Raw genomic sequence first — 11859 nt, 5'->3', positions numbered from 1 at the left:
CGGTCCTACAAAAATGTGGTTTGAGTATGGCCGGTATTAGCGGCAATACCCTTCTCCGGTGGCGACGATCAGGCAGTCTTTTTTATCGGCCAGCCATTTCAGCCCAGTGGCTTCGCCGTCGCCGGCACGCAGCAATTGCGGGCCGTCCGGGCGGGTGAAGGCGATACCGTCTTCAGCTGCTTCGCCCTTGAAGGTGCCGGAATCGTCCGCATCAAGGCCGTATTGCATGGTGAGAACGTAGTGGCCACGGCCGATGGTGTCGTCCTTGGCGATAGTCAGGTTCAGGCCTTCGACGCCGATCCACTTGCCGACCCATTTATCGGTGGGTGGGGTCTCGGGCACCAGGGTGGCCTGCACAGAGGCTGGCGCGGGTTTGGGCGTTTCCTTGGCCTCCTGGTTGCAGGCGCTGAGCAGGGCAAGGGTAGACAGAACAAAGAGGGTTTTTTTCATAGCAACAGGCCTTGGTTAAAAAGTGTGCAGCACGGGGGCGAACGTGCAGGGTTGGACTCGGTTCCCGTGATTTAGTGCGCTGTTCGCCCGGTGTTTGGTTATGCTCTTTGGGCAGACTTCGGCCCGGCTGCTAGATTACCGGGTTGAGTGCTTCTTCGTTCAGCGCTCAGCGTTCCGCTCGCCACGCAAGAGAATTCAATGACCCTTAGTACCCCGTTGTCCGGCATCAACCATCCCTTCAAAGGCATTTTGCTGATTGTGGCGGCGACGTTCCTGTTCTCCAGCCACGACGCCTTGTCCAAATACTTGGCCGGTTTTTACCCGATTGTGATGGTGGTATGGGCGCGCTACCTGGTGCACACCTTGTTGATGGCCGGTATTTTCCTGCCGCAATCAGGCTTGCGCGTGCTGCGCAGCAAACGGCCAGGCATGCAGGTGGTGCGGGCGTTGTGCCTGTTGGGCACCAGCCTGTTTTTTACCTCGGCCCTGCATTACATCCCGCTGGCGGAAGCCACGGCGGTGAACTTCCTGGCGCCGATCCTGGTGACCGCGCTGTCGGTGCCGCTGCTGGGTGAGCACGTCACGCGTGGCCAATGGCTGGCGGTGATCTGCGGGTTTGTCGGCGTGCTGGTGATCATCCATCCCGGCGGTGAACTCTTCACCCCGGCGGTGTTGCTGCCGCTGTGCTCGGCGCTGTTCTTCTGCTTCTACCAGTTGCTCACACGCATCCTCAGCCAGTACGACACGCCTACCACGAGCAATTTCTTCGCCGGGTTGTGCAATACCCTGGTGATGAGCGCGATGGTGCCGTTCTTCTGGCAGATCCCCACGCTGTGGCATGGGGTGATGATGCTGGCGCTGGGCACGTGCGGGATGACCGCGCACTTGATGCTGACCCAGGCGTTCCGCTTTGCGGCGCCGGCCTTGCTGGCGCCGTTCGGCTATTGCCAGATTGTGTTCGCGGGGTTGTTGGGTTGGCTGGTGTTCAGCCATACCCCCGATATGACCACGGTGGTGGGTATCGGGGTGATCTGCATGAGCGGGTTGGCCGCTGCCTGGCAGCAGCGGCGTCGGTAAATCAGGCGTCGACGGTAGGAATCTTGCGCGGCGCCATGAAGTACATCCACGTCAGCGCTATGAAGTACATCGCCGGGATCAGGGTGAACAACACGGTGTAGTTGTTGTTGGTCACGGTGAGGATATGGCCGACGATCTGGGTCATGAACATGCCGCCGATGGCTGCGCACATGCCGCCGAAGCCGAACACGGTGCTCATCATGTGCTTGGGCGTGTAGTCCATCACCAGGCTCCAGATGTTGGCGGTCCAGGCCTGATGCGCGCCGATGGCCAGGGAGATGGCAAATACCGCGACCCACAGTTGGCTGGAACCGGCCGCCATGATCACGCCGACGATGCAGCAGGCAAACAGCAGCATCGACAACAGCCGCGCCTTGATCGAGTTCATCCCACGGCCGATCAGGAATGACGACAGGATGCCCCCACCCACGCTGCCGAAGTCGGCGGTCAGGTAGATGATGATCAATGGGATGCCCATCTGGGTCACGTTGATGCCCAGGTTGTATTGCTGGTTCAGGAACGGCGGCAGCCAATACAGGTAAAACCAGAACACCGGCGCGGTCAGTGCGTAGGCAATCGCAAAGGCCCAAGTGCCGCGCATACGCAGGATTCGGCTGAACGGCACGCCAGGCTGTTCCGGCTCGACTTCCCGTTGCACGTAATCCAATTCTGATTGTTTAACGTTCGGATGATCTTCCGGGTTGTAGTACTTCAACCCCCAGAACACCAGCCAGATCGCGCCCAGCGATGCCATGCACAGGAAGGCAGCCTGCCAGCCCCACACATGCAGGATCAGCGGCAGCAGCATTGGCGTCATCATCGCGCCAACGTTGGTACCGGCGTTGAAAATCCCGGTTGCCACGGCGCGCTCACCAGCGGGGAACCACAGGCGCGTGGTCTTGACGCAGGCCGGGTAGTTGGCGGCTTCGGTCAGCCCAAGGATAAAGCGACAGACCATAAAGCCGACGGCCGAGGTGGCCAGGCCGTGGGCGCCGGTGGCCAGGCTCCACAGCAGCACCGCGCAGAAGAACACGCGTTTCACGCCGACCTTGTCGATCAATCGGCCTTGCAGCACAAAGCCAATCGCGTAGCCCACCTGGAACCAGAAGTTGATGTTGGCGTAGTCCATCGCCGTCCAGCTCATCTCTTTGGCGAGGATCGGTTGCATCACGCCCAAGGCAGCGCGGTCGATGTAGTTGAGGGTGGTGGCGAAGAACACCAGGGCCAACATGCCCCAGCGAGTTTTACCGACGGCCATGGCGCCGCGGATCTTGTCGCCGATGCCGGCGTGCGGGGTGCCGGGGCGCGAAGCCAGGGCGGAGTTTTGCGAAGGCATGTGGTTGTACCCGTTTTTTGAAATTTTTATGGTGTGTTCTGGGTCTTTTCTAAACGTTGGTGCGGGATCGATGGTGCGCAGCGGCTAAAAAATCGTCAATTCGCCAAAGAGGCTTAGTGTTCGATAATCGCACCAAAAACTAACCGGTTCGTACATTTTAATTGCTGTGAGTAGTTTAGCGGCCAATAATTTGCCGTAAATAAGACGAGCCTTAAATGCCGGGAGTCGCGCTATGCAACGTTCCATTGCCACTGTTTCCTTGAGCGGCACCCTGCCGGAAAAGCTTGAAGCCATCGCCGCCGCCGGGTTTGACGGGGTTGAGATCTTCGAGAACGACCTGTTGTATTACGACGGCAGCCCACGGGAAGTTAGGCAGATGTGCGCCGACCTCGGCATCGCCATTACCTTGTTCCAGCCATTTCGCGACTTTGAAGGCTGCCGACGCGACCGTCTGGCGCGCAACTTGGAACGGGCCGAGCGCAAATTCGACCTGATGCAGGAACTGGGCACGGACCTGGTGCTGGTGTGCAGCAACGCCTCGGCCGATTGCGTCGGCGATGAACGTATTCTCCTCGATGACTTGAGCCTGCTGGCCGAACATGCCGGGCGCCGCGGCTTGCGCATCGGTTATGAAGCGCTGGCCTGGGGCAAGCACGTGAACACCTGGCAACAGGTGTGGAATCTGGTGCGTCAGGTTGATCACCCAAGCCTCGGCGTGCTGCTCGACAGCTTCCATACCCTGTCGCTCAAGGGCGACCCAACTGCCATCGCCGAGATCCCAGGCGACAAGATCTTCTTTGTGCAAATGGCCGACGCGCCGATCCTGGCCATGGATGTGCTGGAGTGGAGCCGCCATTTCCGCTGCTTCCCCGGTCAGGGCGAATTCGATCTGGCGGGCTTTTTGGCGCCGATCATCAAGAGCGGCTACACCGGGCCGTTGTCCCTGGAAATTTTCAACGATGGTTTCCGTGCGGCGCCGACTCGGGCCAATGCCGCCGATGGCCTGCGTTCTTTGCTGTACCTGGAGGAGAAAACCCGCCAGCGTCTGGCCGAGGAGGCGCCTGCCACGCCGGTCGATATCCTGTTTGAAACCCCGGCGGCCAGCGAATACGACGGCATTGAATTCCTTGAGTTTGCGGTCGATGAAAACCTCGGTGCCAAGCTGACGAACTGGCTGGAACGCCTGGGTTTCGTCAAGGCCGGGCAGCACCGCTCCAAGAGCGTGAGCCTACTGCGCCAGGGCGATATCAACCTGATCCTCAACTGCGAACCCTATTCCTTCGCCCATAACTTTTTCGAAGCCCATGGACCGTCTTTGTGCGCCACGGCGATCCGGGTCAAGGACAGCGCCAAGGCTCTGGAGCGAGCGGTCGCCTATAAAGGCCAACCCTATCGCGGACTGGTCGGGCCTAACGAGCTGGAGTTGGCGGCCGTGCGCGCGCCGGACGGCAGCTTGATTTACCTGGTGGACCAGAGCGAGGGTGGTTTGTACGACACCGATTTCAATCTGCAATCCGCTGCGACCGACGCCGGTGGTTTGCTGCGTATCGACCACATGGCCATGGCCTTGCCGGCCGACAGCCTCGACAGTTGGGTGCTGTTCTATAAGAGCCTGCTGGACTTTGAAGCTGATGACGAAGTGGTGTTGCCCGACCCCTACGGCCTGGTCAAAAGCCGCGCATTGCGCAGCCGTTGCAGCTCGATTCGCCTGCCGCTGAACATCTCCGAAAACCGCAACACTGCCATTTCCCACGCGCTATCGAGCTATCGCGGTTCGGGCGTGCACCACATTGCCTTCGATTGCGCGGACATTTTCGCCGAGGTGCGCCGCGCGAAAGAGGCCGGCGTGCCGCTGTTGGATATCCCGCTCAACTATTACGACGACCTGGCTGCACGCTTTGATTTTGACGATGAGTTCCTCAGCGAGTTGGCGTACTACAACGTGTTGTACGACCGCGACGCCCAGGGCGGTGAGTTGTTTCATGTGTACACCGAACCGTTTGAAGGGCGGTTCTTCTTCGAGATCATCCAGCGCAAGAACGGTTACGCCGGCTACGGCGCGGCCAACGTGGCGGTGCGTCTGGCGGCGATGGCCAAATCCCGCAGCGGTGCAGTGCGTCAGGCACGTTTATAAGAGGGTGTCGGGTGCTTCCTTCGGGGAGCACCGGGCCCCATAATCGCGGCCTGCAAAATAAAAATGGCCGTGAGCGCACCATGACCTCAAGTCCCGAACTCCCCGAGGTGCCAGACGCACCGCGCAAGAGTCGTAAGAACAATCCGGAAAAGACCCGCGAGAACATCCTCCAGGAAGCCATTGTGGAGTTTGTCCAACAAGGCCTGTCCGGCGCTCGCGTGGACGCCATTGCCGAGCGCATCCACACCTCCAAACGCATGATCTATTACTACTTCGGCAGTAAAGAGCAGTTGTACGTTGAGGTTTTGGAGAAACTCTACGGCGATATCCGCAACACCGAAGCACGCATGAACCTTACGGCGCTGGAGCCGCGTGAGGCGATTCGGCGGCTGGTGGAATTCACCTTTGATCACCACGATCAGAACGTGGATTTTGTGCGGATCGTCAGCATCGAAAATATCCACAATGCCGAGTACGTGAAACGCACCGACACGATCAAGGCGATGAACAGCAAGATCCTTGAAGGGCTGGGCGCGACATTGCGCCGAGGCGCCGAGATGGGGGTGTTCCGTGAAGGGCTGGAGCCGCTGGATGTGCACTTGCTGATCAACTCATTCAGCTTTTACCGCGTGTCCAACCGCCATACGTTCAGTGAGCTTTTTCAGATCGAGCTGTCGGATGAAGTGGTTAAACAGCGGCATCGCGAGATGATCTGCGAGTCGGTGTTGCGTTACCTGCAGGCCTGAATACAGCGCCTAACCCAATGTGGGAGGGGGCTTGCCCCCTCCACATTTCAGGCATTCATACTCTTGAAGTGCGCCAACATCCGCTGCGCATCCGCCACTTGACCACTAAACAACTCAAACGCCTTTACCGCCTGAAACACCGCCATATTGCCGCCATCCAACGTGCGGCAACCCAAGGCGCGGGCGTTGCGCAGCAGTTCGGTTTCCAGCGGGAAATACACGATTTCCGCGACCCACAATTGCGCCCGCAACAGAGTCGCCGGCATCGGCATACCCGGCAGTTTGGCCATGCCCATTGGCGTGGTGTTGACCAGACCATCGGCCTCGGCCATCGCGTTGTCTAAATCAAGACCCACTTGCGCACGACCGCTGCCGAAGCGCTGGGCGAGGTTATCCACAAGGGCGCGGGCGCGGCTGGCGTCCACGTCGAAAATGCTCAAGTGCTCCACACCCTCAGCCAACAGCGCATGGGCCACCGCCGCGCCCGCACCACCGGCGCCCATCTGCACCACGCGCTGACGTGGCACATCATTAAGGTTGCGCCGGAAACCTTCGGCGAACCCCAGGCAATCGGTGTTGTGGCCGATGCGTTTGCCGTCTTTGAACACCACCGTATTCACCGCGCCGATACCCCGTGCTTCATCGGACAGTTCATCGAGCAGCGGTAGGATGGCCTGTTTGCACGGGTAGGTAATGTTCAGTCCGGTGAAGTGCATCTGCTCGGCTGCACGCAGGAGGTCGGGCAGGGCGTTGGTGTCCAGGTGCAGCGGCTCCAGATCAATCAGGCGATACAGGTAACGCAAACCTTGGGCGTCGCCTTCCTGTTCATGCAGAGCGGGGGTACGGGAAGCCTGGATACCGGCGCCGATCAGGCCGGCGAGGATGCGCTGTTTCATTGAACCGATCCCTTCAGCAATTGGCTGAAGTGTTCCAGGGCCAGGTGGTAGCCGTGGCTGCCAAAACCGGCGAGCACCGCTTTGGCGATGGGCGATACAAAGGAGTGATGACGAAATGCTTCGCGGGCATGCACGTTGGATAAATGCACTTCGATCACCGGCACTTCACTGGCCACCAGAGCGTCACGAATCGCCACCGAGGTGTGCGTCCAGGCCGCAGGATTGATCACGATACCGGCGCAACGGCCACGGGCGCCGTGGATCCAGTCCAGCAGTTCGCCTTCGTGATTGGTCTGGCGAAATTCGATTTTCAGCCCGAGCTTATCGGCACTGCGCCCGCACAGGGCGGCGACGTCGGCCAGGGTTTCATGGCCGTAGGTGGCGGGCTCGCGGGTGCCGAGCAGGTTGAGGTTGGGGCCGTTGAGCACCAGCACGATAGGCGGCATTGGGGGGTATCTCCACAGTTCTTGTTCGTTGTGCAGATAAAATGTACTGGTTAGTTAATTTGGTCAATTGATGGCGGCGGATGTGTTCGATTACCGAACTTTTAATCAGGTGTGCCCCTATCTGAATCGGATTAGATATCAATTGAAAATAATTCTCGACAACGCTTAATATGCCCGCCTGTTTCCTTTTCATTCCAGGGAGTCGGTTTGTCGGACGTGGATCTCAAGGGCCTGTTTCTCAAGCACGCCGATACCCTGCGCGGGTATCTGGCTCGCAAGGTACGGGACCCGCAGTTGGCGGCCGACCTGGTTCAGGAGAGCTTCCTGCGCCTGGCGGAAAAACCACCCGGCGAGCGCATCGACAATTCCCAGGGCTATCTCTATCGAACGGCGAGCAATCTGCTGATCGACCATATCCGCCAGGAAGCACGGCGCAAGACCGATTCCGTGCCTAATGAGGCGCTGGCCGAGATTGAAGATGAAGTGGCCGGGTTGGAGGCTCAGGCAATGGCGCAGCAACAGCGGCAGGCATTGAAGCAGGCATTGGCGGAGTTGCCGGAACGAACCCAGCAGATCTTCCGTCTGAATCGGATAGAGGGCATGACTCATGCCCAGGTTGCGCGGCACTTGGATATATCAGACAGCTCCGTACAAAAGCACCTGGCCAAGGCGTTGGCGTATGTCATGCAGCGCTTGCAGGACGGTCAGGTGGCGCCATCCGACGAATGAGTTACGGAAAAACCTCCGCTCAGACGTCACAGCGTTACATAACGAAAAAATTCGAGATTCACACGTGAATAGCCAGGGTCCACAACAGCACAGCATTACCGAGGCGGCCGCCGATTGGGCGGTGCGCCTGCACGCCGGTGCCCTGACCGACCAGGAGCAGGCCGAGCTGCGCCAATGGATTGCCTGCGACAGCCGCCATGAAGCGGCGCTGCGCTTTGCCGAGCAGACCTGGGCAGCGTTGGGCGAAGTGCATAAGGACGAGCCAGTGCACCGTCAGCGTACGGCAGCGGCGACGCTGCCGCTGCGCCGAACCCCGCGACGCAGGCCGTGGCAACGTGCGGCGGCGGTGGCGCTGGTGGTGGTGGTCGCTGGCGTGGGGTGGGTGCGCGGGCCGGAGGCCTGGCTGCGCATGCAGGCCGATTACGTGACCCAGAAGGGCGAAGTGCGCACCGTGCACTTGGCCGATGGCAGCACGGTAGAACTGGATTCCGCCAGCGCCATCCGGCTGGACTACGACGGCGTGCAGCGGCGCATCAGCCTGATCCAGGGCTCGGCGATTTTTGACGTGGCGCCGATGGTGGGTAAGGAAACCCGGCCATTCGTGGTGCAGAGCGCCGGCGGGCAGACGCGGGCGCTGGGCACGCGGTTTGTGGTGCAGCGTGAGGACGACCGCCAGGGCTGGGTCGGCGTGTTGCAGCACAGCGTCGAAGTCTCCCTGCACGCTACACCGAAAAAAGGCCCGAGCGACCACGTGCTCAAGGAAGGCCAGGCCGCCCGCTACAGCCCCGCGCAGGGCATCGAGCCCTTGGATCAGTTTGATGTAGAGCGTGCCACCAGTTGGCGGCGTGGCGTGTTGATTTTTGATCGTCAGCCCTTGGCCAAAGTGATTGAGCAGCTCAACCGCTATCGTCCCGGTCAGGTGGTGTTGACCCATTCCGACCTGGGTGAACGTGAAGTCAGCGGCGTGTTCCGCCTAGACATGCTCGACACGGCGCTCGGCACCCTGACTCAGGAACTCCAGGTGCAACGCTTGGACCTGGCAGGCCTCAGCCTGATCTATTAATGACCTGGCGGGAGGTCTGCTCCCGCCCGCTTAAAACCCCCCGCACGAAAAACTTTTAAAAAGTCTTACTGACTTCCTGCGCCTCGTACGTCTTGCTAGGTGAGAAGCATTCGCATAAACAAAAATACGATCAGCGCAGGGAAAACCAGAAATGTCAGCACTCACCAAGGGGCGTATCACCGGTAGCCGGTTAGCCTTGGCCATTCACTTGGGCCTGTTCGCCGCAGCGGCTCCCGTGTACGCGGCGCAGCCTCAAGCGGGAACGGCCCAGCCCGTCGTGCTGACGTTCGATATCCCTGCGCAATCCTTGGGCAGTGCCGTGTTGGCGTTCGCCGACCAAGCCGGTTTGCAAGTGTTGTTTGACAGCCAGCGCCTGCAAGGCTTGAACAGCACCGCGCTCAAAGGCAGCTTCAGCGTGCAGGAAGGCCTGGGCCGTTTGCTCGGCGCTGCGCCGGTGGAGTATCGCTTCACCAGTGAACGCCAAGTGACCCTCAACCGCGTCAGCGATGATCACGCGGGCGCCATGACCGTAGGCACCACCACCATCACCGCCAACACCAATGGCCAGGCCAGTGATTGGGTGTACCAGACCCCAAAGTCCGTGGCGGTGATCAGCCGTGACATGATCGATAAACGCCCGCCCCGTCACGCCGCCGACATGCTCGAAGAAACCGCAGGCGTCTACACCGCCGTCAACCAGCGCGATCCTGGTTTGTCGGTGAACATTCGCGGGGTGCAAGACTACGGCCGCGTGAACATGAACATCGACGGCATGCGCCAGAACTTCAACGTCAACGGCCACCAGCAACGCAACGGCACCCTGCTGATCGACCCGGAGTTCATCTCCAGTATCGAGATCGACAAGGGCAGTCAGTCGGGGCAGGGCGGCGCAGCAGTGTTGGGCGGGATTGCCTCGTTCAAGACGTTGGATGCCAGTGAGTTCTTGAAAGACGGCAAGGAATACGGCGGACGCATCCGCGCAGGCCACGGCATTGGTGAGCTGGGTAATGGCACCAATTTTAATGGCAGCGGTGTGTTTGCCTTTGGTGATGAGCGCGGCGATGTGTTGGTGGGGTACAGCGAACGGCATTTCGGCGATTACCGCTCGGGTAACCACAACGACCAGAAATTGGGCACCAACCTGCGCGCCCGCAAGGCCATGCCGGGTGCGTTCGATGATTGGTTGAACAGCGAAGTCGGTGACATGGGCAGCGTGACCCGATCACAGATCGTCAAGCTGGGCCTTAACTTGCCCAATGACCAGCGCGTGCAACTGAGCTACCTGGAAAGTGACAGCGACAGCAACGATGCCTGGGCTTACACCAGCGACGATAACCAGAGTGTGTTTTACCAACGAGTCAGCAAAAACAACCTCAACGCCAAGAATTTTGCGTTGGACTACAGCTATACCCCGGACAACCCACTGATCGATCTGAAGGCCAAGGCTTACTACGTCACCACCCAGCTTGATCGCACCAATGCGCCGAACGGCGCGACGGTAGGCACCGGAAACTACGTGGGGACCTACACTGACCACTTCCAGACGGACACCTGGGGACTACAAGGCGACAACACCTCGCGCTTTGATTTCGGTCAGTTGGGCCATGTGAGCTGGAACTACGGTGGGGAGCTGTACCAGGACGAGTTCAAACCACGCACCAACAAAGTCGAAGCCACCAACGACCTCGCTTTGCTGCCCTACGCCGAGGGTGGAACGCCGGGCGGCAAACGCACCATCGCGAGCCTGTTTAATAACCTGCAATACGAGTATGGCGATTGGCTGACTCTGGATGGCGGTTTGCGTTACGACCGTTATCGGCTCGAAGGCGAAACGGGCATGACGCTGTACCGCCGTGATCGCTTCTACAGCAGCCTGGTGGGGGCCAAGCGGGTCGTGGAAGTCTACGATGTCGATCGCGAGGAGGGGCAGTTCTCCCCCACCTTCGGCATCGCCGTCAAACCTGGCCTGGACTGGCTGCAGCTTTATACGCGCTGGGGCAAAGGCTGGCGCCCGCCGGCAGTGACCGAAACCTTCATGACCGGCCGCCCCCATGGCGGCGGCTCGGGTGAGCGCGTGTTCCCCAACCCCTATCTCAAGCCCGAGGAGTCGAAGGATTGGGAGGTGGGCGTGAACGTGTTCAAGGAAGGGCTGTTGTTCGGTGATGATCGCTTGGGCATCAAGGTGGCCTACTTTGATACCAAGATCGAAAACTTCTCCTTTCTCAACACCAGCGTCAGCCTTCCGGAAACCACATCGGGTGGTTTTCTCGGGACCATGGCCTACGTCAACAACACCAACCCCACGCGTTTCCGTGGGCTTGAGTACCAGCTCAACTACGACATGGGCCGCGTCTACGCCAACCTGAGCTTCACCCACATGATCGGCAGTAACGAGTTCTGTTCGAAGAACTATTACATGGGCGGCGCGAAGAAAAACGGCCCAAGCACAACGCGTATCGAGCGCTATGTGGATGCAAACGGCGTTTCACGAATCCGCCTCGTGACCCGCTATGAAGTGCTCGACGATGACGTCGCCAACAATCGGGAAAGCTGTGGCCGGATCATGGGCAACGCCACCTACATGCCCGCCGACCGTGGCTCCTTGACCCTGGGTGCGCGCTTCCTGGACAAGCGCCTGGATACCGGTGTGCGTGTGCGCTACAGCGCGGGCAATGGGGAAAACCTCAATCAGCAGGGTTACGACCTGATCGACCAGGCGCTCTGGCCTCAATACACCCTGTATGACCTGTACGGCAGTTACTGGATGACTGACCACCTGAACATTTCGCTGGCATTGGAAAACGCCACCAATGAAGCCTATTTCGTCGCCATGGGCGACGCCAACAACTTGAGCCTGGCGCGCGGCCGGACGTTGAGCGGGATGTTGGAATACAAGTTCTGATCTACGTGCAGCGGCACGTGATCAATGGTTTTACCCAACAGTGGGTAAAAAAGTGCGCCGCTTGTGCGTACTCATCAATA

10 protein-coding genes are annotated in these 11859 nt (G+C 59.7%); 6 read left to right on the top strand and 4 right to left on the bottom strand.

Annotated elements, in window-relative coordinates:
- Positions 1–36: 36 nt before the first annotated feature.
- Positions 37–450, bottom strand: a complete 414-nt coding sequence (locus tag G9Q84_RS16220) for a membrane lipoprotein lipid attachment site-containing protein (protein WP_095186226.1) — start codon at positions 448–450, stop codon at positions 37–39.
- A 198-nt stretch (positions 451–648) separates the two neighbouring features.
- Between G9Q84_RS16220 and G9Q84_RS16215 the strand changes: the two genes are divergently transcribed.
- Positions 649–1527, top strand: a complete 879-nt coding sequence (locus tag G9Q84_RS16215; protein WP_032884640.1) for a DMT family transporter — start codon at positions 649–651, stop codon at positions 1525–1527.
- 1 nt (position 1528) lies between these two features.
- Here G9Q84_RS16215 and G9Q84_RS16210 read toward each other — a convergent pair whose 3' ends face one another.
- The gene (locus G9Q84_RS16210; protein WP_032884641.1) at positions 1529–2863 is read right to left on the bottom strand and encodes an MFS transporter; all 1335 of its coding nucleotides are present in this window, start codon (positions 2861–2863) and stop codon (positions 1529–1531) included.
- 232 nt (positions 2864–3095) lie between these two features.
- Here G9Q84_RS16210 and quiC point away from each other — a divergent pair, with 232 nt between their 5' ends.
- Together quiC and G9Q84_RS16200 are read left to right on the top strand one after the other, a co-directional pair.
- Positions 3096–4997 carry a 3-dehydroshikimate dehydratase QuiC gene (gene quiC, locus G9Q84_RS16205; protein ID WP_099603255.1) on the top strand — a complete coding sequence of 634 codons (1902 nt, stop codon included), beginning with the start codon at positions 3096–3098 and terminating at the stop codon, positions 4995–4997.
- Between the two features lie 80 nt (positions 4998–5077).
- Positions 5078–5743 carry a TetR/AcrR family transcriptional regulator gene (locus G9Q84_RS16200; RefSeq protein ID WP_032884643.1) on the top strand — a complete coding sequence of 222 codons (666 nt, stop codon included), beginning with the start codon at positions 5078–5080 and terminating at the stop codon, positions 5741–5743.
- 47 nt (positions 5744–5790) lie between these two features.
- Here the strand turns inward: G9Q84_RS16200 and G9Q84_RS16195 are convergent, their stop codons facing one another.
- Both G9Q84_RS16195 and aroQ read right to left on the bottom strand, forming a co-directional pair.
- On the bottom strand, positions 5791–6639 hold the full coding sequence (locus tag G9Q84_RS16195) for a shikimate dehydrogenase (protein ID WP_181643715.1): 849 nt from the start codon (positions 6637–6639) through the stop codon (positions 5791–5793).
- On the bottom strand, positions 6636–7085 hold the full coding sequence (gene aroQ / locus G9Q84_RS16190) for a type II 3-dehydroquinate dehydratase (RefSeq protein ID WP_095186229.1): 450 nt from the start codon (positions 7083–7085) through the stop codon (positions 6636–6638). Before aroQ ends, G9Q84_RS16195 begins: the two co-directional genes overlap by 4 nt.
- A 207-nt stretch (positions 7086–7292) precedes the next feature.
- Here aroQ and G9Q84_RS16185 point away from each other — a divergent pair, with 207 nt between their 5' ends.
- From G9Q84_RS16185 to G9Q84_RS16175, 3 genes are all read left to right on the top strand, one after another.
- Entirely contained in the window at positions 7293–7814 is a 522-nt protein-coding gene (locus G9Q84_RS16185; protein ID WP_095186230.1) for an RNA polymerase sigma factor, read from the top strand.
- Positions 7815–7878: 64 nt separating this feature from the next.
- Complete coding sequence (locus G9Q84_RS16180) at positions 7879–8877, top strand: FecR domain-containing protein (protein WP_122755988.1); 999 nt, start codon at positions 7879–7881, stop codon at positions 8875–8877.
- 151 nt (positions 8878–9028) lie between these two features.
- Positions 9029–11779: a TonB-dependent receptor gene (locus tag G9Q84_RS16175; protein ID WP_181643714.1), complete on the top strand. Its 2751-nt coding sequence runs from the start codon at positions 9029–9031 to the stop codon at positions 11777–11779.
- Positions 11780–11859: the final 80 nt, after the last annotated feature.

Source organism: Pseudomonas sivasensis, from assembly GCF_013778505.1.
GTDB classification, from domain to species: Bacteria; Pseudomonadota; Gammaproteobacteria; order Pseudomonadales; family Pseudomonadaceae; genus Aquipseudomonas; species Aquipseudomonas sivasensis.
Note: the sequence above shows the minus strand (reverse complement) of the source record. Positions and strands in the feature narration are given on the sequence as shown.

Coding starts and splice junctions, on each gene's coding strand:
- G9Q84_RS16210 (WP_032884641.1), bottom strand. CDS start 2,863: ATGCCTTCGCAAAACTCCGCCCTGGCTTCGCGCCCCGGCACCCCGCAC.
- aroQ (WP_095186229.1), bottom strand. CDS start 7,085: ATGCCGCCTATCGTGCTGGTGCTCAACGGCCCCAACCTCAACCTGCTC.
- G9Q84_RS16215 (WP_032884640.1), top strand. CDS start 649: ATGACCCTTAGTACCCCGTTGTCCGGCATCAACCATCCCTTCAAAGGC.
- G9Q84_RS16200 (WP_032884643.1), top strand. CDS start 5,078: ATGACCTCAAGTCCCGAACTCCCCGAGGTGCCAGACGCACCGCGCAAG.
- quiC (WP_099603255.1), top strand. CDS start 3,096: ATGCAACGTTCCATTGCCACTGTTTCCTTGAGCGGCACCCTGCCGGAA.
- G9Q84_RS16175 (WP_181643714.1), top strand. CDS start 9,029: ATGTCAGCACTCACCAAGGGGCGTATCACCGGTAGCCGGTTAGCCTTG.
- G9Q84_RS16220 (WP_095186226.1), bottom strand. CDS start 450: ATGAAAAAAACCCTCTTTGTTCTGTCTACCCTTGCCCTGCTCAGCGCC.
- G9Q84_RS16195 (WP_181643715.1), bottom strand. CDS start 6,639: ATGAAACAGCGCATCCTCGCCGGCCTGATCGGCGCCGGTATCCAGGCT.